Below are 20,861 nucleotides of genomic sequence, written 5' to 3' on the forward strand. Positions count from 1 at the left end.
CCCCCCCACACACCACCCCCCGCCCCCGGGGGGGGGGGGGGGGCCCCCCCGGGGGGGGGGGGGGGGCCCCCCCCCCCCCCCGCCCCCCGCCGCCATCCGATGGACCCTCACCTCCGATCGATCCGCCCCCGATGTCGCCCGGCCGCGATACCGTTGCCCAGGCCCCGCGCGGACGGCGACCGCGGTCGGCAAGGGTGGCGCGGTGGCGGCAAATGCGAAATACTGGATCGAGACACCGGTTCGTCCTGAATCAACGGAGCCGGATCGGTGGTACGGGTTGACCTTTCAGCAATGGAGCGAGAAAGCACGCTCGGCCGGAGCCCGCGGGCCCGCCGAGGAAGGGAGTTACCGCGATGGCACCTCGCCTGGGTGACAGCGAGATCTTGAAGTGCTCGTTCTGCTCGAAGTCGCAGCGGCAGGTCCGCAAGCTCATCGCCGGGCCGGCCAACGTCTACATCTGCGACGAGTGCATCGACCTGTGCAACGAGATCATCGAAGAGGAGTTCGCCGAAGAGGCCGAGGTCGCCTGGGAGGATCTGCCCAAGCCCAAGGAGATCGTCGAATTCCTCGACCAGTGGGTCATCGGCCAGGACGCCGCGAAGCGCTCGCTCGCGGTCGCGGTCTACAACCACTACAAGCGCGTGCAGCTCGACGAGCTCGGCTCGATCCGCGGCGGCGACCACGTCGAGCTCCAGAAGTCGAACATCCTCATGGTCGGCCCCACCGGCTCCGGCAAGACCCACCTCGCCCAGACCCTCGCCCGGATGCTCGACGTCCCGTTCGCGATCGCCGACGCCACGGCCCTCACCGAGGCCGGCTACGTCGGCGACGACGTGGAGAACATCCTCCTCAAACTCATCCAGGCCGCCGACTTCGACGTCAAGCGCGCCGAGACCGGCATCATCTACATCGACGAGATCGACAAGGCCGGACGCAAGGCCGACAACCCCTCGATCACCCGCGACGTCTCCGGCGAGGGCGTGCAGCAGGCGCTCCTGAAGATCCTCGAAGGCACCCACGCGGCCGTGCCGCCGCAGGGCGGGCGCAAGCACCCGCACCAGGAGCACATCCAGATCGACACCACGAACATCCTCTTCATCTGCGGCGGCGCGTTCGCCGGGATCGAGGAGATCATCAAGGCCCGCGTCGGCAAGCGCACCGTCGGCTTCACCGCCCACCTGCACGACGCCGAGGACTCCGCCGAAGACGCGATCGTCTCCCAGGTCATGCCCGACGACCTGCTGAAATACGGGCTCATCCCCGAGATGGTCGGGCGCCTCCCCATCCTGACCACTGTGGACCACCTCGACAAGGCGGCGCTGCTGCGCATCCTCACCGAGCCGCGCAACGCCCTCGTCAAGCAGTATCAGCGGCTCCTCGAACTCGACGGCGTCGAGCTCGAGTTCGCCGAGGACGCCCTCGAGCCCATCGTCGAATCGGCGATGCTGCGCGGCACGGGCGCGCGCGGGCTGCGGGCCATCATGGAAGAGGTCCTGCAGCCGGTCATGTTCGAGATCCCCTCGCGCGCCGACGAGGTCGCGAAGGTCGAGATCACCGCCGACGTGGTGCGCCGCAATGTGAACCCCACGCTCGTGCCCCGGACCAAGGCCTCGCCGCGGCGGGCCGTGCGCCTACGCCGCGAGAAGTCGGCCTGAACGTCAGAGCGCGAGACACCGCCCCGAGTGCTGCAGCGGTCGGGGCGCGGTCAGTCGTCCTTCTTGTCGTCGCGGAGGCGGCGGTCGATGTCGCGCAGGAAGTCGGGGTCGTCGTCGGGCGCCACGGGTCCGCGCGGGCTGTGCGGACCGGCGTTCCCGCGGCGCGGACCGGGCTGCGGGCGCGGCGGGCGCGCCCGGCCGACCGTGAACCACAGGACGCCGCCCACGATCGGAACGAGCACGATGATGAGGACCCACCAAGCGCGCGTGAGCTTCCTGGGCGCGTGCTCACCGCCGAGGCAGTCCGCGACCGCTGCGATGACCAGCGCCAGATGTGCGAGGACCAGGAAGACGAACGCGCGGATCATGATCCAATCATGCCTGTCCGCCGCGCCCGGGACAACAACGCCTCGGGTGGTTACCCGTAAGTAACTTCGTAGGATATAGTTCAGGCCGAGACGCCTGAACGAAAACTAAGGCCAACAAGCGTCCTCTAGTACGACCTCGGAGGTTGTCGATGAACATCGTGGTTCTGGTCAAGCAGGTCCCGGACTCGGGACTCGCGAGACGGCTGGACGCCCAGCTGCGGGTCGACCGCAACGGCGCCAACAACGTCATGGGGGAGCTCGACGAGTACGCCGTCGAAGCCGCCCTCCAGCTCAAAGAGGCCCACGGCGGCGAGGTCACCGTCCTCACCCTCGGGCCCAGCCAGGCCACGGAGACCGTGCGCAAGGTCCTCGCGATGGGCGCCGACAAGGCCGTCCACATCGAGGACGACGCCGTCGGCGGCTCCGACGCCCTCACCACCTCCGCGATTCTCGCCGCGGCCCTCGGCCGCCTCGAATGGGACCTCGTGATCGCCGGCGCCGAGTCCACCGACTCCGGCATGGGCGTCATGCCCCAGCTGCTCGCCGCCCGCACCGGCAAGCCCGCGCTCACCGGCGCCCGCAAGATCGACACCGACGGCAGCGCGATCACGGTCGAGCACCAGCGCGCCAACGGATACGACGTCCTCAGCGCGGACCTTCCCGCGATCGTGTCCGTCTGGGACACCATCAACACGCCGCGCTACCCGTCCCTCAAGGGCATCATGGCCGCCAAGCGCAAGCCCGTCGAGACGCTGACCCTCGCGGACCTCGGCGTCGGCGAGGCCGGCCCGGCCGCCGCGAGCAACGAGGTGCTGAGCGCCGCCGACCGCCCCGCGCGCACCGCCGGCGAGATCGTCACCGATGAGGGCCAGGGCGGCGTCGCGCTCGCCGGATTCCTCGCCGCCGAGAAGTTCATCTAGGAGCCGATGATGACTGACATCCTTGTGTACGTACCGAACTCGGGCAAGCACGCCGCCGAGGTCCTGACCCTCGGCCGCACCCTCGGCGACGTCTCGGCGATCGCCTTCGACGACGCCTCGGCCGCGCTGGCGGGCGAGTACGGCGCGGCGAAGGTCTACCGGGTGGACGCGGCGGGCGCCGACGACTACTTCGTGGATCCGAAGGCGACCGTCCTCATCGATCTCGCGCGCTCGGTCGCGCCGGGCTTCTTCCTGCTGCCGAGCACCGACGAGGGCAAGGCCCTGGCGGCGCGCGTGGCGGTGGCGCTGGAGAACGGCCTGCTGACCGACGTCTCGGGCCTGGAGGCCGACGGGACCGTGACACAGGACGCGTTCGCGGGCGCGACCATCGTGAAGTCGAAGACCACCAAGGGTTTCACGCTCGCGACGGTGAAGGCGGGCTCGACCGAGCCGGCCCCGGCACCGGGCGCGCCCACTGTGGAGGCCGTGGCGGCGACCGTTGCCGAGAACGACCAGCGCGTCAAGGTCGTGGAGCGGGTGGACGAGCCCGCGGGCGACCGGCCGGGCCTGGCCGAGGCCGGGATCGTGGTCTCCGGCGGCCGCGGCGTGGGTTCGGCGGAGGACTTCGCGCTCATCGAGCGCGTGGCGGACGCCCTGGGCGGCGCGGTGGGCGCGTCGCGCGCGGCGACGGACGCCGGGTATTACCCGCACAAGTTCCAGGTGGGCCAGACCGGTACGACGGTGAGCCCGCAGCTGTACGTGGCGGCGGGCATCTCGGGCGCGATCCAGCACCGCGCGGGCATGCAGACCTCGCGCGTGATCGTGGCGGTGAACAAGGACGCGGACGCGCCGATCTTCGGCATGGCCGACTTCGGCGTAGTGGGCGACCTGTTCCAGGTGCTGCCGCAGGCGCTCGAGGAGATCGAGAAGCGCAAGTAGCGCACACGACGACCGGCCCGGCCCGCCCTCGGAAGGGGGAGGGCCGGGCCGTGGTCGCTAGGTGGGCGGATCGAGGGGGCGGGTTCGCGGTGGCGAGTGCGGCTCGTGTTCGCCGTCGCCCCCGTTTCGATAGTCGCTCGGGGGTGTGACAGCCGTGCGGATCGCTTGGGGGGTTGGGCGGTTCGCGGCGGTTGCCGCAAATCGGGCATTCGCGGCCTCCCCCGAACCGATGGTGGCACCGGGGTCTGACACCGTCCGGGGAGTTCGCATGCAGGACTCACGTTCGTCGTCGCCCCGGTTCGATGGTGCTCCGGGGGACCGACATTTCGATGAAACAACGGTGCGTTACGCTCTGGAACAGCCTCTCGTTATATAGAACCTACAGACGATGTTGGAGGAATCCGCAATGGTCGCCCCAGCTGCCGCGATTGCCGCGCCAAGCGTTCTCGCTGATCTCCTGCCCGCTCGCACGAAGGCCGCCGCGTACGCCCGCGACGCCGTGCTCGTGCTCGGCGGCGCCGCCGCCGTCGGCGCTTCGGCGCAGATCGCGATCACGATCCCGCAGATCAGCCCGGTGCCGTTCGTGCTCACCACGTTCACCGTGCTGCTCGTCGGCGCCGCCTACGGGCCGCTCCGCGCGGGCCTGAGCCTCGGGCTCTACCTCGCCGCCGGTGTCGCGGGCGTCCCGTGGTTCACCGAGGGCACCTCCGGGTACGGCTTCCCGAGCTTCGGCTACATCATCGGCTTCCTCGTCGCCGGCATCGCCGTCGGCTGGCTCGCCCGCCGCGGCGGCGACCGCACGGTCCTCAAGACCGCGGGCCTCATGGTGGTCGGCAACGTCATCATGTACGCCTTCGGCGCCCCCTACCTCGCCTACGTCACCGGTGCGGACTTCGCTCAGACGATGGCCTGGGGCGTCACCCCCTACCTCCTCGGCGACGCCGTCAAGCTCGTCGTCGCGGCGCTGCTGCTGCCGGGCGCCTGGGCGCTCGTCAGCAAGTTCCGCAACAGCGAGGGCTAAGCACTCCTGAGGCATACCGAAAGGCCCCACCGGACCGGTGGGGCCTTTCGCCTTGCGTCTATTCGATCTCCCAGCCGATGCCGAGCGCGCCCGGGCGCGGCACCGGCTCGGCGAGCGCCACGGTCCGGTTCGGGCCCAGCTGCAGGTCGCCGGTCTCGCGCTTCTCGCGCTGCAGGCTCGACTGCGCGAAGCGGTACACGCGCTTGGGGATCGCGTCCGGCGCGAACCGCACCTGCAGCGAGTACTGGTCCACCGGGTAGCGGAACGCGTTGCCGTGGCCGCTGGAGGTCCCGCCGTTGCCCTGCACGACGATCTCGAACAGGTGGGTCGCGCCCTTCGGCAGCGGCGTGTCGAACACGATCTCGGCCAGGGCGACCGGCGCGTCCGGGTGGCGCAGGATGTTCGGGACGGTGCAGTCGCGGACGGGCTTGAACTCGATGTCGTCGATGTCGCAGCCGGTGTCGCCGCGGTAGAGCAGGATGTAGCGGTCCACGTCGTCGCGACGCGCCCGCACGAGCATCGACAGCTCGAACACGGACTCCTGCCATTCGGAGTCGACGTGGACGATGACCTGCTGGCTGAGGATGTCCAGGGTGTGCTCGCGGGAGGCGGGCACCTGGTCGCACAGTTCGCGCACGGCGTCGCCGCCGAGGACGGCGTCGGGCCGGGGGAGCTGGCCCCGGATCGAGCGCGGCCCGCGTGCCCGCTTGGGGCCCAGGAGGACCCGCAGGGACCCGGCGGGGAGTTCGAGGAGGTCCTCGAGCGCGGTGACGGCGGCGAGCGACTCGGCCCGCTCGGGCCGGGACCGGCCGGACTGCCAGTAGCTGAGGCTGGTGGTCGACACGGTGATGCCGCGCATGGCGAGCCGGTGGCGGATGCGGTCGAGACCGAGCCCGCTGGTCTGGATGGCCACGCGCAGGGCAGTGTGGAACGGCCCGGCACGTAGCGCTTCGGCGAGCTCAGGCGTCATCGGCAACACACTTTCTCTCGACACGGGCGTCGAAGACTCGACCTTCTTCGGACCCCCGGTCTCGGGGCGGCGACCCCTCGCGATCGGAAAGGTAGGAGGATTCGTCAGATTCTATCTCGCGCGCACCACGACGCATTACGCCGACTAATGCGGAATATCGCGGCACTCCGGTCCCACCCCTCGGAACGGTATCGGACCCTCCGTGGGATCGCCCGCCGCAGCCGGCCCGAGCGGGCAGGGAGGCACCCGCCACGGCGGAGGTGGCCGGCCGGGGACCGAACGTAGACTGGAGGGGCCATGGCCTATCTCGATCACGCCGCGACCACGCCGATGCTCCCCCAGGCGCTCGACGCCTACGTGCGCACCGCCCGCGCCCTCGGCAACGCCTCGTCCCTGCACGGTTCCGGGCGCACCGCTCGCCGCACGGTCGAGGAGGCCCGCGAGCGCATCGCCGAAGCCCTGGGCGCCAAACCCGGGGAGGTCATCTTCACCGGCTCGGGCACCGAGGCGGACAACCTCGCCGTCAAAGGCGTCCACTGGCACCGCCGCACCGCCGCCCGCAACCGGGTGGTGACCACCGCGATCGAGCACCACGCCGTCGCCGACGCGGTCGCGTGGCTCGGCGACCACGAAAAGGCGGACGTGACCGAGCTGCCGGTCGACAAGCTCGGCCGCGTCGACACCGCCGTCCTCGCCGCCCTCCTCGACGAGCGAGGCACCGAGATCACCGTCCTCACGTGCATGTGGGCCAACAACGAGGTCGGCACCCTCCAGCCGATCGCCGAGATCGCCGCCATGGCCGAGCCGCACGGCATCCCCGTGCACACCGACGCGATCCAGGCCGTCGGCCACGTCCCGGTCGACTTCGCCGCCTCCGGCGCCGCCGCGCTCGCGCTCTCGGGCCACAAGCTCGGCGGCCCCACCGGTACCGGCGCGCTCATCCTGCGCCGCGATGTGAAGGCCGTGCCGCTCCTGCACGGCGGCGGACAGGAGCGCGAGATCCGCTCCGGCACCCTCGACGTGCCCGGGATCGCCTCCCTCGCCGAAGCGGTCGCGCACGCCGTCCGCACCCAGCAGGTCGAGTCGCAGCGGCTGGCGCTGCTCCGCGACGACCTCGTCGCCCGCATCCGCGAGGCAGTCCCCGACGCGGTCTACAACGGCGACCCCGAGTCGCGCCTGCCCGGCAACGCGCACTTCTCCTTCCCCGGCTGCGAAGGCGACGCGCTCCTCATGCTCCTCGACGCCGCCGGTGTCGAATGCGCCACAGGCTCCGCCTGCTCGGCCGGGATCGCCCAGCCCTCCCACGTGCTCCTCGCCATGGGCGCCGAAGCGGACGACGCCCGCTCCTCCCTGCGCTTCACGCTCGGCTGGCCCACCACGAAAGCCGACATCGACGCGCTCGTCGCGGCCCTGCCCGAGGCCGTGCGGCGGGCCAAGACCGCCGGGCTCTCCTGACCGTCTTCGAAAACGGGCCTAAGGTTGATCACGTGAAACTGCGAGTACTGGCCGCCATGAGCGGCGGAGTCGACTCGGCCGTCGCCGCGGCCCGCGCCGTCGAGGCCGGACACGACGTCACCGGCGTCCACCTGGCGCTGTCCAAGAACCCCCAGACCTACCGGACCGGGGCACGCGGCTGCTGCACCATCGAGGACTCCCGCGACGCCCGCCGCGCCGCCGACGTCATCGGCATCCCCTTCTACGTGTGGGACATGGCCGAGCGCTTCCACGAAGACGTCGTGGAGGACTTCTACGCCGAGTACGCGGCCGGGCGCACCCCGAACCCGTGCCTGCGCTGCAACGAGAAGATCAAGTTCGCCGCCGTCCTCGACCGCGCCATGGCCCTCGGCTTCGACGCCGTCGTCACCGGCCACTACGCCCGCAAGGGCGACGACGGCCTCCTGCGCCGCGCCGTCGACCCCGGCAAGGACCAGTCGTACGTGCTCGCCGTGCTCACCCCTGCGCAGCTCGCCGGCTCCCTGTTCCCCCTCGGCGACACCCCGAAGGACCAGGTCCGCGTCGAAGCCGAAGACCGCGGCCTCGCCGTAGCCCGCAAGCCCGACAGCCACGACATCTGCTTCATCGCCGACGGCGACACCTCCGGGTTCCTCAAGAACAAGCTGGGCCGCAAGGAGGGCGAGATCGTCGACGCCGCCTCCGGCGAAGTCCTCGGCAGCCATGACGGCTCCCACCAGTTCACCGTCGGCCAGCGCCACGGCCTCGGCCTCAAGCGGCCCGCCGCCGACGGAAAGCCCCGCTACGTCCTGTCGATCACGCCCGTGGACAACCGCGTCGAGGTCGGCCCGCGCGAGGCCCTGCGCGTCGACCGCATCCGCACCGGCGCGCCCGTGTGGCTCGCCGCCGAGCGGACCGGGCCGTTCGAGGCCGAGATCCAGCTGCGCGCCCACGGCGAGGTGTATCCCGCGACAGTGACCCCCGAGGACGGCGGGCTCACCGCGAAGCTGCACAAGCCCGCGTACGGCGTCGCCGCCGGGCAGGCCCTCGTCGTCTACGAGCCGTCCGAGGCGGGGGACGCGGTGCTCGCGTCCGGCACGATCGACTCGACCTCCTCGGTAGAGGCCGCCGGTGTCTGACGCACCGCCCTCGGGCGCCGAGGCACTGCCGACGGGCGTCGCCACCGGCGTCGGCTCCCTGCCCGGGACGGATGTCCAAGAGGCCGTCAACGTCGTCTTCGGGGAGCTCCCCGAATGGCCGCACCTGCCCGAGCTGCCCGACCGCGGGCTCGGGGCGGACATGATCGGCCGCGGCGCGGCCCTCCTCGTGGGCCTGCCGGTCCAGTGGTGGGCGTTCCGGTGGGAGATCGCCGATCTGCCCGGCCGCGACGCCCGCCGCGCACTCGACTTCCTCGAACGCGACCTCGACGCGCTCCATGAGGTGGACGCGACCGGGCCGGTCCGTTTGACGTCGGTCGGGCCGTTCACGCTGGCCGCGAACCTGTGGCGGCGCGGCGGCGGCGCGATGCTCGCCGACCCCGGCGCGGTCGCCGATCTGACCGCGTCCCTCGCCGAGGGGCTGCGGAACCATGTGGCGGCGGCGCAGACGCGGATGCCAAAGGCCGCCTTGTCGGTCCAGATCGACGAGCCGAGCCTGCCCGCGGCGCTGGCGGGCCGGGTGAACACCGAGTCGGGGCTGGACTTCTACCGGCGCGTGCCGGTCGAGGTCGCGCGGGAGCGGCTGCGGGAGCTCACCCAGCAGGTGGGCGTCCCGGTCGTGGTGCACTGCTGCGCGCCGGATGTGCCGGTGCGACTGCTGGAGGAGGCCGGGGCGCAGGCGCTTTCGGTCGACTTGACGCTGCTGGACCTCGACGACGTGCCGAAGGTCGACGCCCTGGGGGAGTACCTGGACGGCGGCGGGCGGCTCATCGCCGGTGTGGTGCCGCCGCTGGGGCAGCGCCGTCCCGGCGTCGGGAAGGAAGCGGCCGATCGCGTGCTCGCCCTGTGGAACCGGCTCGGGTTCGGTCTCGAGCAGCTGCCGCGGCAGGTGAGCGTGTCGACGACGTGCGGGATGGCGGGGGCGAGCCCGGATTACGCGCGGTTCGCGATGGAGGCGAGCCGCGAAGCCGCCGAGCGGCTCCGCGGCTGATCCGCTTACTGGTCGGCGCCGACTCCGCCGGGCGGGACGTCGTTCGCCCGGTCATTCCAGTCCTTGGTGGTGTTGAGGTAGGGGAACGGCTCCTCGGGGACCGGGAGGTCGAGCGCGTCGCACAGCGGCTGCCAGCCCGCCCCGGTCTGGAACTCGACCAGCCGCTCGGCGGGGATCGTCTCGCGCACGCGGTCGTGGTAGCGGTGGTAGGCCGCCTCGACCGCGTCCCGGTCGTCGCGCGGCGCGCCCTCGAAGGTCTTGTCCCAGATCGCGTCGATCATGTCCATCCAGAGCGGACCGACGAGGTCGGCGGCGGCGTGGATGTCCTTGAGGATGGTGTTGTTGGCGCTCTTCCACCAGGTGTCGAAGCTGTCCCGGCGGGAGAGCACCACCAACGCGTCGGGGTAGGCCTCGGCGAGTTCGACGTAGAACGCCGAGCTCGGCCAGTCGACTGCCGCTGCGTATCCCGCGAACAGTTCGTCCCAGTCGGGATAGTCGCCTCGGGCGGCCGCCAGGAAGGCGGGCGGGTCGGTCTCGGGCCGGTTCTGGAAGACCTCGGCCATGTGGTGGCAGGGCGCCCCGAGGAGGGTCTCGAGGGCGTTCTTGAGGGTCATGGTTCCGGTGCGCGGGAGTCCCGCGCCGATTACTCGCAGCATCATCCGAACCTATTCGGCCCCAAGCGAAACGGTCAACAGCGAATGTCGCTCGCGTCTAGACGGGACGGACGCGCCGCAGGCGGCGCGGCAGCTCAGCGGCCGCCGCGCCGCCCGGGTGATGTCGGACATGGGGTCAGGCAAACGTCGCGTACAGGTCGGCCATCTGGGCGGCGAGGTCCGCGGCGGCCGCTTCTGCGACGGTGTCGCGCGAGACGCCCATGACGTACACATAGATCACCAGGTTGTCCTTGACCTGGTAGTACTGGAGCTGGCTCTCGGCATCCGAGCCGGTGGAGAGGACGACGGCGTCCTCGCGCTCGACGATGAGCCAGCTGCCGCCCTCGTATCCGTGTACGGCGTTCTGCACGGCATTCACGGCGCTGTTCGCGGAGCCCGTGTACTCCACCTGCCCTTGAACGTCGACCTCGCCGCTGTAGAACGCGCAGGTGAGCCACGCGTTCGGCGAGGTCTCGCTGAAGTACGCGTCGGAGGTGCCCGGTTCGAGGCCCCACGAGTCGACTTCGTCGACGAGCCACGCGCTGGTCTGGGCCGCGTCGATCGAATCGCAGTTCTCGGTCTGGAAGAACCCGGCGGGCGGCGGATCGGCGATGACGTCCGGCTCGACGGTCTCGAACGGGCCGGTCACCTCCTCCTCGTCCACCGCCGGGGACTCGAGCTCCTCCTGGCTGTAGAGGCGGCCGTCGCCCCAGTCGCAGGAGCCCGAGACCTCGTCGTGCTCCTTGATGAGGCCGGAGGCGCGCTGATGGCCGAGGTTCCAGGCCATGAGGTCGCGCTCTTCGCCGGCCTGGTCGTAGAGCATGCAGTCGAGGTCGGCGTCGGAGAGGCCGGCGAACTCGGGCACGGCGTCGTCCGAGAGGTCTTCGAGGTAGCCGAGGTCGAGCTTGTGGTCGTGCTCGAGGTTGTAGCGGGCGATGAGCGCGTCGGGGTTCGCGGCGGCCAGGCCCAGCAGCGCCAGCGCGCCCGAGGCGAGCACGGCGCGCGGCAGCCACGCGGCCTTGAGCTTCCAGCAGCAGACGATGACGAGCGCGAACAGGACCGCGAGCCAGATCTCCACGGTGAAGATCCACACGCGCATCCGGGTGAGCCCGTACGTGTCGGCGTACGTGAACATGCGGTACAGCGCCGAGGCGATGACCACCATGGACAGCACGCAGAGAGTGCCGAGGAGGATGCGGGCCGTCCACCGGTCGGCCTTGGTGCGCTTGGGCGCGAGCCAGGCCGCTACGGCGATGACGCCGAGCGCGAGGGCGGCGACGATGCTCAGCTGCCAGAAGCCCCGGCGGGCGTAGTCGGCGAAGGTGAGCCCGTTGGTCGCCATGACGTACGCCTCGCCGCCGATGAACACCCGCAGCTGCACCGCGATGAACGCGACGAACAGGAGGTTCAACGCGCCCAAGGGGACCGAGAGCTCGAAGCGGGAGACGGTGCGGTGCTCGCCCTCGGGGCGCTGGGAGTCGAAGCGGGGCTTCGCGACCGAGGTGTACGCCCACAGCAGCGCCAGGGGGAACAGGACCGCGGCGAGGATGATCCGCAGCATGAACTCGGCCGGGTTCACCGAGGGCAGCAGCCGCACCACGAGGTCGGCGAAGGTGCCGTCCGCGGCGGCGAAGAGCCCGCCGAAGACCAGGAGGAGCACGGCGGTGATCACCACGACCCACACGTTGCGCATGCTCGCGTTGCCCTCGTTGGCGCGTTTGCCGCGCTTGGCCCACGTGAAGGACTCGGCGAGCCCTTCGAGCCAGCCCGCGGCGAGGGTCACGGCCGTGCCGCTGAAGCGCCGCTGCGGGGCGAGCACGAGGGGGGTGAGGAGGAATGCGGCTGCGGTGCAGAGGAACACGACCCAGCCCGCGTCGCGGATCGCCGCTACCGACCATAGGGCGGCGACGAGGACCGCTCCCGGCAGGCGCGGCAGGAGGTCCTTGGGGTCGCCCGCGGCGAGCGGCACGGCGAGCATGGCGATGCCGGTGAGCGACAGGCCGATGCCGACGCCCGTGGAGTGGAACGCGGCCCACGCGCCGAACAGGGCGACCACGGCGATCAGGACCACGATGGCGGGCTTGGGGGCCGCGTCGGGACGGTGCCAGCGCGGGTTCGGCGGCAGCATGCGCGGCGCGTGCGCCTGCTGGTAGTAGGCGGCCTGCCGCTGGTACTGGGCGGCGGTGAGCGGCCCGGCGGGGTGGTGCGGGGCGGGCGGCTGGTGCGGTGCCGGGACCGGGGACGCGGGGTGTGCGGCGGCCGCGACGAGTGCCGGCGCGGGAGTCGGTGCCGGGGCGGGGGCCGGCTGCGTGGCGGGCGCCTCGGCCGGCGCTGGGGGAGCGGGTTCGGCGGGCGGCGCTTCGGCCTGCGCGGGAACGGCTTCGGGCTCGGCGTCGGGCCGGGAGTCGCCCATCGGCGTCTCGGGCCGGTGCGGGGCGGGAGGTTCGCTCGGGGTCTCGCCGCGGGACGCTTCGGCGTCCTCGGGCCTCGGAGCTGGGGAGTCAGCGGGTTCGCTCATTGAAGAGCCCCTTCTCATCGGAGGGAGTGCCGACAATAGCGGTCGTCGTCAACCAGGGGAAGCGTCCATTACAGAGCGTCGCGGCGGCCTGCCGGACATTTCCCTCAAGGCCCCGCAAATTCCAGGGTCTTGTGAGAACTCCCACCGGCTGCAACCTTGTGGTTCACTGGAATCGTGATGGCGCGAAGCGGACATGAAGGGCACGACCACGAGAGCGGCGCGCACAACGGCGGCGGCCCCGGCTCGGTCGGCAGCCGGCTCAACTGGCTCCGGGCGGGCGTGCTCGGTGCGAACGACGGCATCGTCTCGGTGGCGGGCATCGTCATCGGCGTCGCCGGGGCCACCTCGGACCGGTCCACGATCCTCGTCTCCGGTGTCGCCGGGCTGGTCGCGGGCGCGTTCTCGATGGCCGGCGGCGAGTACACCTCCGTCTCGACCCAGCGCGACACCGAAGCGAGCCTCGTCGAAGCCGAACGGCGCGAACTCGACGAGAGCCCCGAGGCGGCCGAAGCCGAACTCGCCACCAGCCTCGAGGACCGTGGCCTGTCCGAGGAGACCGCCCGGAACGCGGCCCGCGAACTCTCCCGCCGCAACCCGCTCCGGGCGCACGCGGTGGTCGAATACGGTCTCGACCCCGACGACCTGACGAACCCGTGGCACGCCGCGCTCTCCTCGTTCCTCGCGTTCACCTGCGGCGCACTGCTGCCGCTGCTCGCCATCACCCTGCTGCCCGAAGGCATCCGCGTGATCGGCTGCGCGATCGCGGTGATGGCGGCGCTGGCGCTCACCGGCTTCACGTCCGCGCGGCTCGGCGGTGCGCCGCGGGGCCGGGCGATGCTGCGGGTCATGGCGGTCGGCGCGGCCACTATGGTCGCGACCTACCTGATCGGATCGGCCTTCGACGTCGCGATCGCCTAGGGCTAGAGCCAGTTGTGGCGCTTGAAGACCACGTACAGGAGCCCGGCCGAGAGCAGCATGAGCCCCATGGCCATCGGGTACCCGAGGACCCATGAGAGCTCGGGCATGTGCGTGAAGTTCATGCCGTAGATCCCGGCCACCAGGCCCGGCGTGAACAGGATCGCCGCCCACGACGAGATCTTCTTGACCTGGTCGCCCTGCTCGATGCTGGCGTGGGAGAGCTGCCGCATCTCCTCGTTCTGCGCCTGCGTCACCAGCGTCGAGTGGACGGTGAGCGCGTTCTCCAGCAGCGCCCGGAACAGGTCGGCGCGTTCGACGATGCGCAGCACGTGGTCGAGCACGTCCCGCATGTCCCGCCGCAGCTCGATGTCGACCTGGTATTTGTCGTACCCGGATTCGAGCGACTTGAAGATCCGCACGAGCGGGTGCGTGGCCCGCTGGAAGCCCATGGCCTCGCGGGCGAGTTCGTAGATGCGCCTGGCGACGTCGGGATCTCCCGAGAACAGCTCGTCCTCGATCTCGTCGATGTCGTCCTCCATGCCGTCCACGACCGGCCCGTACCCGTCCACGACCTCGTCGAGGACCGCGTACAGGACCGCCTGCGGGCCCAGCGCCAGCAGCTCCGGGTCCGCTTCGAGGCGGCGGCGGACCTGCGCCAGGTCGGGCGATTCGGCGTGGCGGATGGTGATCGCGAAGTTCGGGCCGATGAACAGGTGCACCTCGCCGAACTCGACCTGCTCGGTCTCCTCGAGGTAGCGGGCGGGCCGCAGGACCACGAAGAGCGTGTCGCCGAAGCGCTGCAGCTTCGGCCGCTGGTGCCCGGTCTTGGCGTTCGCGATGGCCAGGTGGTGCAGTTCGAACTCGTCGGCGACGGCCGCGAGTTCGGCCTCGGTGGGCCGGTAGAGGCCGATCCAGGCGAAGCCGCCGTGCTCGTGCAGGTCCTCGAAGGTCTGGTCGAGGGTCACGTGGTGCGACTCGCGCACGCCCTTGCGGTAGATGGCGCTGTCGACGATCGGCATCAGGCCAGTCTAGGAGCACGCCGCGACCGGCATAGATGAGCACCGCTCACGCCTTGGACCGCTCGGCCTCCGTGAACTGGTCGACCGGCATGGTCAGGTACCGGTCGATGTTCGGCCCGATCGTCTCGGCGAGCTCGGCGGCGCTCAGTGACGCGACCGGCTCCAGCTTGAGGATGTACCGGGCGACGACCAGGCCGAACACCTGGCTGGCGATGAAGCTCGCGCGCACGGGCACGTGGTCGACCTGGTCGCCGATCGTGTTCTCGACGGTCTTGACGATCCGGTGCTCGAACAGCTGCCGCAGCACGAACGACATCGCCGGCTTCGACAGGCTCGTGCGCACCACCGCGAGCAGCTTGTCCTGGTGCGGGCCGTCCCAGATCGCCACGAACGCCTGCATGAGCCGCCCGCCCGCGCCCTCGACCCCGCCCTGCTTCAGCACGGCCGCGACCTCGGGGGCCGGGTCCATCGGCAGTTCGATGGCGGCGAGGAACAGGTCGTCCTTCGAGCCGAAGTAGTGGTGGATCAGCGACGGGTCCACCTGGGCCTCGGAAGCGATGCGCCGCATGGAGACCGACTCGAAGCCCTCCTCCGCGAACAGCCGCCTCGCGGCGGACAGGATCTCCGCCTTCGTGTCGGGATTGCCCGTCCGCCGTCCGGTGCGCTTCGTTCTGGCCACAGGGAGACCCTAGTTCGTGCGCCGCCGCAGCGTCGCGGCTCCGAGCGCCGTTGCGACGAGGACCGCAGCGGCCACGACCGCGAGGTTCCCCCACATCGCCGCTGTCACCTCGGTGTTCACCTGCACTTCCGTGAGGGCCTTGACCGCGTAGGTCACCGGCAGCGCGTCCGAGACGCCCTGCAGCCATCCGGCCATCTGGTCGCGCGGCCAGATCAGGCCGCACAGGAGCAGCTGCGGCACCACGAACACGGGCATGAACTGGATCGCCTGGAACTCCGTGGTCGCGAACGCGGACACGAACAGCCCCAACGCCATGCCGAACAGCGAGGCGACGATCGCGATGAGGAACACCGCCCACGCCGGCCCGGCCGTCTCCAGGCCCAGGAACAGGTACGCGACGGAGGCGGCGATCACGGTCTGCGCCGCGGCCGCCGCGCCGAACGCGATCGCGTACCCGCACACCAGGTCGAGCTTCCCCGTCGGCGTCGTCATGAGCCGTTCCAGGGTGCCGCCGGTGCGCTCGCGCAGCAGGGTGATCGAGGTGATCATGAACATCATCATGAACGGGAAGAACGCCAGCAGGATCAGCCCGACCGTGTCGAACACCTGCGGTGCGGCGTCCATGATGGCGCTGATGAGCGCGATCATGAGGCTCGGCACGGCGAGGATCAGCACCACGGTGCGGTGGTCGTTGAGCAGCTGCCGGAGGATGCGCCCGGCGGTGATGAAGGTGATGCGCAGCGACATGTCAGTTCGCCTTCTCGAGTTCGCGGATGAGGTGCAGGAACGCCGCTTCGAGGTTCGCGGCGCCGGTCGCGGCGCGGAGGTCCGCCGGGGTGTCGTCGGCGATGAAGCGGCCCTCGCGCAGCAGCAGGAGCCGGTCGCAGCGGTCGGCCTCGTCCATCACATGGCTCGAGACGAGCAGGGTCGCGCCCTGCTTCGCGAGGCCGCGGAACTGGTCCCACAGCTCCTCGCGGATCACCGGGTCGAGCCCCACGGTCGGCTCGTCGAGGACCAGCACCTCCGGTTCGATCACGAGCGCGCACGCGAGCGAGGTGCGGGTCTTCTGCCCGCCGGAGAGGTTCGCGGCGAGCTTGTCCGCGTGGTCGCCCATGCCGACGCGCTCGATCGCGCCCATCGCCTCGGAACGGCTGCGGCCGTAGAGGGCCGCGAAGTAGGCGACGTTGGCCCTCACCGAGAGGTCCGGGTAGATCGAGGCGTCCTGCGTCACGTACGCGACGCGGCTGCGCAGCGGCTTCGTCCCGGCCGGGTGGCCGAGCACGGTCACGGCGCCGGACTTGACCTTCTGCGTGCCGACGACGGCGCGGATGAACGTGGTCTTGCCCGAGCCCGAGGGTCCGAGCAGACCGGTGACGGTCCCGGCCGCGATCTGCGTCGAGACGCCGTCGAGCACGGGTCGGCCGCCGCGGTGGACGACGAGGTCGTCGACCGCGATGGCGGCGTTCGGGGTGGGTGGCATCGGGAGCCTCCAGTAATTCAATGATTGATGAATTCACCGTACCACGTGAATTCATCGACTAGTGAATTACCTCCAGTGTCCCACGAAAACACCGGCCTGAACAGCAAAAAAGCGATCCGGCCGCGCTGAGCCAAGGTATGGCTCGCAATCGTCGCCAAGGGTGGGACGTGCGCGCGGCCGGACCGCCACTCGGGAGTTTCAGTTCTAGAGGACGCCCTTGCTCCAAGGCCCCCAGATCGCGATCGTGCGCCCCGGCTCCAACGCCGGGTCGCCCAGCAGGCCGCGCGTCGCGCCCTGCATGTTCGCGAACAGCACCTTGCCGTCAGGCGAGAACGTCGCGCCGCACCACTCGGTCTTGCCCTCGTGGTACACCAGCGGGAAGATCTCCCCGTCCCGCGTCAGGCCCCGCATCGCCGGCAGGTCGCGGCTGGTGTCCTCGCACAGGATCAGGTTCCCGCCCGGCGAGACCGTGATGTTGTCCGGATAGGACAAGAGCTCCGCGTCGGGCGATTCGAACACCAGCTTGATCGTGCCGCCCTTGTGACCGCGCGGCCGGTACTCCCACAGCTGGCCCTCGCCCTCGTCACCGCCCGAAGTGGACGCGATGTAGACCGCGCCGTCGCCGTAGAAGCAGCCCTCGAGCCGCCCGAACACCGCCGCGCCCCGCGCCCAGCCCTGGTCGAACACCGCCAGCTCGTTCGCCTCGGCGTCCGCCGGGTCCGGGTCGTCGATGTCGACCCACTCCACGTACAGGCTCCTCCCGGCGCGCTGGCCGGTGCGGGTGTCGTAGTTCCACGCGTCGGCGATCTTCAGCATCTGCAGCTGCCCGCCCTCGGCGAGGTCGCCCGGCACGTTCGGCAGGAACCGGTAGAACCCGGCCGTGTTCTGGTCCTCGGTCTCGTAGACCACGCCCGAGCGCGGGTCCACGGCCACCGCCTCGTGCACGAACCGGCCCATCTCCTTGAGCGGCACCGGCACCGTCTCGCCGTTCTCCGCCGACGGCACCTCGAACACGTACCCGTGCTCGGCCGCCCAGCCCGCGCCCTTCCCGGCCGTGGTCTCCTCGCACGAGAGCCACGAGCCCCACGGGGTCGGGCCGCCCGCGCAGTTCACGATCGTGCCCGACAGGGACTGCCAGGCCTCCACGAAGTGCGGCTCGCCGTCGTCCCAGCGCACGCTCATCGTCGTGGTCCCGCCGCCGCCGAGCGCGTCGTAGCGGTGCTCGGGGCTGCCGGCCGGGACGCCCACGCCGGGCTCGTTGCGCTCCTCGTGGTTGCGCACCAGCCGCCACTGGCCGCGCCGCCCGGTCGGGAAGCAGGCCATGCCGTCGTGCGCGAGCGGCGTGCGGTTGCCGTCGCTCATCGGCGACGCCGCGACCGCGAACACCTTGAAGTCGAAGCCCTCAGGGAGCCACAGGGTCTGGGAGAAGCCCGTCTCGGGGTCGGTGCGGGTGAGCTCCCGCAGCTCGCCGTAGCCGCCGTTGTCGGGGCAGTCGCGGTCCTTCTCGCCGTCCTTGGCGTGGGCCGCGCGGATCGACAGGCCCTCCATCGCGGCGACCGCGAAGAGGCTCGCGCCCGCGGCGGCCGCGCCTCGGCGCAGGAAGCTGCGGCGGTTCGCGCCGCCGGTCGAGAGGATCGCCATTCCGGTCTCCTTATTGACGGGGCAATCGGGGGTGTGTACGGGCCGTACGCGGCCGATCCTTCCGGCCCCCGGGGTTGGCCAGGCAATCACGACGTGAACGCGAGGTGACCGGTTGCATAAGGCTTCGGCCTCCCCGAAACGTCGCACTCAGCTGACACAATGGGGCCGTGAGCACGACTGACGCAGAAGTGGACGGCACCGACCGGACCGACGACCCCGACTTCCAGCGCGCCCGCGCGCGCCACGAGGACCTGTCGGTGGAGATCACCGAGCACCGCCGCCGGTACTACGCCGAAGACGCGCCCACCATCTCGGACAGCCAGTTCGACGAGCTCATGCACGAGCTCGTCGACATCGAGACGGCCTACCCCGAGCTGAAGAACGAGGACTCGCCCACCCAGCAGGTCGGCACCTTCTCCACCGCGTTCACGCCCGTGCAGCACCTCGAGAAGATGCTCAGCCTCCAAGACGTGTTCAGCCTCGACGAGGTCCAGGCCTGGGCCGACCGCATCACCGCCGAGGTCCCCGGCGAGCCGTACCTGTGCGAGGTCAAGATCGACGGCCTCGCCGTCGACCTGGTGTACGAGCAGGGCCGCCTCACCAAGGCCGCCACCCGCGGCGACGGCGTCACCGGCGAAGACGTCACCGCGAACGTCGCCACCATCGCCGCCGTCCCGCAGCGCCTCGCCGCCGCCGACGGCCACGACGTGCCCGAACTCCTCGAAGTCCGCGGCGAGGTCTACTTCCCCAGCGCCGACTTCCTGCGGCTCAACGAGTCCCAGGTCGCCGCCGGCAAGGCCCCGTTCGCCAACCCGCGCAACGCCGCCGCTGGGTCCCTGCGCCAGAAGGACGCCGCGAAGACCGCCGAGCGGCCCCTCAGCTTCATCGCCCACGGCCTCGGGGCCCTGCGCGGCTTCGAACCCGACTCGCAGTCCCACGCGTACGCCGCACTCGCCGCCTGGGGCCTGCCCACCAGCCCCTACTGGCGCGTCGTGGGCACCGTCGAAGAGGCGTACGACTACATCGCCGAGTTCGGCGAGCAGCGCCACCGACTCGTGCACGAGATCGACGGCGTCGTCATCAAGATCGATCGGCTCGACGTCCAGCGCCGCCTCGGCGCGACCTCCCGCACGCCCCGCTGGGCCGTCGCCTACAAGTTCCCGCCCGAGGAGGTCAACACCAGGCTCCTCGACATCAAGGTCTCCATCGGACGCACCGGCCGAGCCACCCCCTACGCCGTGCTCGAGCCCGTGCGCGTCGCCGGCTCCGAGGTCGAGTTCGCGACCCTCCACAACGCCGACCAGGTGAAGGCCAAGGGCGTCCGCATCGGCGACACCGTCGTCGTCCGCAAGGCCGGCGACGTCATCCCCGAAGTCGTCGCCCCCGTCGAGGCCGCCCGCACCGGCGACGAGACCGAGTTCGTGATGCCCGAGCGCTGCCCCGAATGCGGCAGCGTCCTGGCCCCCGCCGCCGAAGGCGACGTCGACCTGCGCTGCCCCAACGCCCGCTCCTGCCCCGGGCAGCTGCGCGAGCGCCTCGCCTACCTCTCCGGCCGCTCCTGCTTCGACGTCGACCGCATGGGCTACATCGCGTGCGCCGCGCTCGTCGAACCCCTCGGCGCCGACCCGGTCCTGGTCGACGAAGGCGGCGTCTTCGACCTCAAGATGGACGACCTCCTGCCCATCCAGGTCGTCGTGCGCGACCCCGACACCGGCCTGCCGAAGCAGGACCCGAAGACCGGCGAGGACAAGGTCGTCGCCTACTTCGCCAACAAGAACGGCGAACCGAAGAAGACCGCCGTCCAGATGCTCGAGAACCTCGAGGCCGCCAAGCGCCAGCCCCTGTGGAGGGTCGTCAACGCGCTCTCGATCCGCCACGTCGGCCCCGTGGCCGCCCAGGCGCTCGCCGAGCACTTCGGCGACCTCGACCGCATCGCGAACGCCGACGAGGCCGAGATGGCCGCTGTGGACGGCGTCGGCCCCACCATCGCCGCCGCCATCAAGGACTGGTTCGCCGTCGACTGGCACCGCGCGATCGTCGAGCGCTGGCGCGAGGCGGGGGTGCGGATGCAGGACGACGCGCCCGACCCCTCCGAGGCGCTCCCGCAGACGCTTGAAGGGCTCACGATCGTCATCACCGGCGGCATCCCCGATTATACGCGCGAGGGCGCGGCCGCGGCCGTGAAGGCCCGCGGCGGCAAGGTCTCCGGTTCGGTGTCCAAGAAGACCAGTGCGGTCGTGGCGGGGGAGAAGCCGGGCTCCAAATACGACAAGGCCGTGCAGCTCGGCGTACCGGTCGTCGCTGGCGCGGATTTCGCGGCCCTCCTCGAAGACGGGTTGTCCGCACCGCAAACTCCCGATGCCGAGACCGAACCAGAATGATCACAACTTCGTAACGATCCGTATTCCTATACGGGGGGAGGCTCGTTAGATCAGGGCAGAGTCGTCTCGTGGATGCTCGCCCTTGTCGTACCAACGGCT

Annotated in this window: 18 protein-coding genes; 9 read left to right on the forward strand and 9 right to left on the reverse strand. The window is 70.9% G+C overall.

Annotation, left to right across the window (positions count from 1 at the left end; translation table 11 throughout):
- The first annotated feature begins 353 nt into the window (after nucleotides 1–353).
- A complete protein-coding gene (gene clpX / locus J5V16_RS18065; protein WP_208498034.1) occupies nucleotides 354–1,655 on the forward strand; it encodes an ATP-dependent Clp protease ATP-binding subunit ClpX in 1,302 nt (433 codons plus the stop codon).
- Between the two features lie 50 nt (nucleotides 1,656–1,705).
- Here the strand turns inward: clpX and J5V16_RS18070 are convergent, their stop codons facing one another.
- A complete protein-coding gene (locus J5V16_RS18070) occupies nucleotides 1,706–2,023 on the reverse strand; it encodes a PLD nuclease N-terminal domain-containing protein (protein ID WP_208498036.1) in 318 nt (105 codons plus the stop codon).
- Nucleotides 2,024–2,172: 149 nt separating this feature from the next.
- Between J5V16_RS18070 and J5V16_RS18075 the strand changes: the two genes are divergently transcribed.
- The 3 genes from J5V16_RS18075 to J5V16_RS18085 all read left to right on the forward strand — a co-directional run bounded on the left by J5V16_RS18075 (nucleotide 2,173) and on the right by J5V16_RS18085 (nucleotide 4,903).
- Entirely contained in the window at nucleotides 2,173–2,943 is a 771-nt protein-coding gene (locus J5V16_RS18075) for an electron transfer flavoprotein subunit beta/FixA family protein (RefSeq protein ID WP_208498037.1), read from the forward strand.
- A gap of 9 nt (nucleotides 2,944–2,952) precedes the next feature.
- Nucleotides 2,953–3,882, forward strand: a complete 930-nt coding sequence (locus J5V16_RS18080) for an electron transfer flavoprotein subunit alpha/FixB family protein (protein ID WP_208498039.1) — start codon at nucleotides 2,953–2,955, stop codon at nucleotides 3,880–3,882.
- 406 nt (nucleotides 3,883–4,288) lie between these two features.
- Complete coding sequence (locus tag J5V16_RS18085) at nucleotides 4,289–4,903, forward strand: biotin transporter BioY (RefSeq protein WP_208498041.1); 615 nt, start codon at nucleotides 4,289–4,291, stop codon at nucleotides 4,901–4,903.
- 58 nt (nucleotides 4,904–4,961) lie between these two features.
- Here J5V16_RS18085 and J5V16_RS18090 read toward each other — a convergent pair whose 3' ends face one another.
- Nucleotides 4,962–5,873, reverse strand: a complete 912-nt coding sequence (locus tag J5V16_RS18090) for a hypothetical protein (RefSeq protein WP_208498043.1) — start codon at nucleotides 5,871–5,873, stop codon at nucleotides 4,962–4,964.
- A 297-nt stretch (nucleotides 5,874–6,170) separates the two neighbouring features.
- On the opposite strand from J5V16_RS18090, the gene J5V16_RS18095 reads away from it, so the two are divergent.
- From J5V16_RS18095 to J5V16_RS25580, 3 genes are read left to right on the forward strand one after another with little or no spacing between them, the layout of a single operon-like run.
- Entirely contained in the window at nucleotides 6,171–7,328 is a 1,158-nt protein-coding gene (locus tag J5V16_RS18095; protein WP_208498045.1) for a cysteine desulfurase family protein, read from the forward strand.
- Nucleotides 7,329–7,366: 38 nt separating this feature from the next.
- A complete protein-coding gene (gene mnmA / locus J5V16_RS18100) occupies nucleotides 7,367–8,464 on the forward strand; it encodes a tRNA 2-thiouridine(34) synthase MnmA (protein WP_243901424.1) in 1,098 nt (365 codons plus the stop codon).
- On the forward strand, nucleotides 8,457–9,473 hold the full coding sequence (locus J5V16_RS25580; protein ID WP_208498048.1) for a uroporphyrinogen decarboxylase/cobalamine-independent methonine synthase family protein: 1,017 nt from the start codon (nucleotides 8,457–8,459) through the stop codon (nucleotides 9,471–9,473). The genes mnmA and J5V16_RS25580 overlap by 8 nt, the downstream gene beginning before the upstream one ends.
- A 5-nt stretch (nucleotides 9,474–9,478) precedes the next feature.
- On the opposite strand, the gene J5V16_RS18110 is transcribed toward J5V16_RS25580, so the two are convergent.
- A complete protein-coding gene (locus tag J5V16_RS18110; protein WP_208498049.1) occupies nucleotides 9,479–10,129 on the reverse strand; it encodes a sulfotransferase family protein in 651 nt (216 codons plus the stop codon).
- 133 nt (nucleotides 10,130–10,262) lie between these two features.
- Complete coding sequence (locus J5V16_RS18115) at nucleotides 10,263–12,644, reverse strand: DUF4153 domain-containing protein (RefSeq protein ID WP_208498051.1); 2,382 nt, start codon at nucleotides 12,642–12,644, stop codon at nucleotides 10,263–10,265.
- A gap of 177 nt (nucleotides 12,645–12,821) precedes the next feature.
- Here J5V16_RS18115 and J5V16_RS18120 point away from each other — a divergent pair, with 177 nt between their 5' ends.
- Complete coding sequence (locus J5V16_RS18120) at nucleotides 12,822–13,562, forward strand: VIT1/CCC1 transporter family protein (protein WP_208498053.1); 741 nt, start codon at nucleotides 12,822–12,824, stop codon at nucleotides 13,560–13,562.
- Nucleotides 13,563–13,564: 2 nt separating this feature from the next.
- Here J5V16_RS18120 and J5V16_RS18125 read toward each other — a convergent pair whose 3' ends face one another.
- The 5 genes from J5V16_RS18125 to J5V16_RS18145 form a co-directional block, all read right to left on the reverse strand.
- Nucleotides 13,565–14,581, reverse strand: coding sequence for a magnesium and cobalt transport protein CorA (locus tag J5V16_RS18125; RefSeq protein ID WP_208498055.1), 1,017 nt, complete (start codon nucleotides 14,579–14,581; stop codon nucleotides 13,565–13,567).
- A gap of 46 nt (nucleotides 14,582–14,627) precedes the next feature.
- Nucleotides 14,628–15,260, reverse strand: coding sequence for a TetR/AcrR family transcriptional regulator (locus J5V16_RS18130; RefSeq protein WP_208498057.1), 633 nt, complete (start codon nucleotides 15,258–15,260; stop codon nucleotides 14,628–14,630).
- Nucleotides 15,261–15,269: 9 nt separating this feature from the next.
- Entirely contained in the window at nucleotides 15,270–16,007 is a 738-nt protein-coding gene (locus tag J5V16_RS18135) for an ABC transporter permease (RefSeq protein ID WP_208498059.1), read from the reverse strand.
- Nucleotide 16,008: 1 nt separating this feature from the next.
- Nucleotides 16,009–16,740: an ABC transporter ATP-binding protein gene (locus tag J5V16_RS18140; RefSeq protein WP_208498061.1), complete on the reverse strand. Its 732-nt coding sequence runs from the start codon at nucleotides 16,738–16,740 to the stop codon at nucleotides 16,009–16,011.
- A gap of 204 nt (nucleotides 16,741–16,944) precedes the next feature.
- Entirely contained in the window at nucleotides 16,945–18,381 is a 1,437-nt protein-coding gene (locus J5V16_RS18145; RefSeq protein WP_208498063.1) for an alkaline phosphatase PhoX, read from the reverse strand.
- A gap of 188 nt (nucleotides 18,382–18,569) precedes the next feature.
- Here J5V16_RS18145 and ligA point away from each other — a divergent pair, with 188 nt between their 5' ends.
- The gene (gene ligA / locus J5V16_RS18150) at nucleotides 18,570–20,762 is read left to right on the forward strand and encodes an NAD-dependent DNA ligase LigA (RefSeq protein ID WP_208498444.1); all 2,193 of its coding nucleotides are present in this window, start codon (nucleotides 18,570–18,572) and stop codon (nucleotides 20,760–20,762) included.
- Nucleotides 20,763–20,861: the final 99 nt, after the last annotated feature.

The sequence above is a fragment of the Glycomyces niveus genome (genome assembly GCF_017592475.1).
GTDB classification, from domain to species: Bacteria; Actinomycetota; Actinomycetes; order Mycobacteriales; family Micromonosporaceae; genus Glycomyces; species Glycomyces niveus.

Bases quoted from the DNA above. Each gene is read 5' to 3' on its own strand.
- clpX (WP_208498034.1), top strand. From the start codon at position 354: ATGGCACCTCGCCTGGGTGACAGCGAGATCTTGAAGTGCTCGTTCTGC.
- J5V16_RS18070 (WP_208498036.1), bottom strand. From the start codon at position 2,023: ATGATCCGCGCGTTCGTCTTCCTGGTCCTCGCACATCTGGCGCTGGTC.
- J5V16_RS18075 (WP_208498037.1), top strand. From the start codon at position 2,173: ATGAACATCGTGGTTCTGGTCAAGCAGGTCCCGGACTCGGGACTCGCG.
- J5V16_RS18080 (WP_208498039.1), top strand. From the start codon at position 2,953: ATGACTGACATCCTTGTGTACGTACCGAACTCGGGCAAGCACGCCGCC.
- J5V16_RS18085 (WP_208498041.1), top strand. From the start codon at position 4,289: ATGGTCGCCCCAGCTGCCGCGATTGCCGCGCCAAGCGTTCTCGCTGAT.
- J5V16_RS18090 (WP_208498043.1), bottom strand. From the start codon at position 5,873: ATGACGCCTGAGCTCGCCGAAGCGCTACGTGCCGGGCCGTTCCACACT.
- J5V16_RS18095 (WP_208498045.1), top strand. From the start codon at position 6,171: ATGGCCTATCTCGATCACGCCGCGACCACGCCGATGCTCCCCCAGGCG.
- J5V16_RS18110 (WP_208498049.1), bottom strand. From the start codon at position 10,129: ATGCTGCGAGTAATCGGCGCGGGACTCCCGCGCACCGGAACCATGACC.
- J5V16_RS18115 (WP_208498051.1), bottom strand. From the start codon at position 12,644: ATGAGCGAACCCGCTGACTCCCCAGCTCCGAGGCCCGAGGACGCCGAA.
- J5V16_RS18120 (WP_208498053.1), top strand. From the start codon at position 12,822: ATGGCGCGAAGCGGACATGAAGGGCACGACCACGAGAGCGGCGCGCAC.
- J5V16_RS18125 (WP_208498055.1), bottom strand. From the start codon at position 14,581: ATGCCGATCGTCGACAGCGCCATCTACCGCAAGGGCGTGCGCGAGTCG.
- J5V16_RS18135 (WP_208498059.1), bottom strand. From the start codon at position 16,007: ATGTCGCTGCGCATCACCTTCATCACCGCCGGGCGCATCCTCCGGCAG.
- J5V16_RS18140 (WP_208498061.1), bottom strand. From the start codon at position 16,740: ATGCCACCCACCCCGAACGCCGCCATCGCGGTCGACGACCTCGTCGTC.
- J5V16_RS18145 (WP_208498063.1), bottom strand. From the start codon at position 18,381: ATGGCGATCCTCTCGACCGGCGGCGCGAACCGCCGCAGCTTCCTGCGC.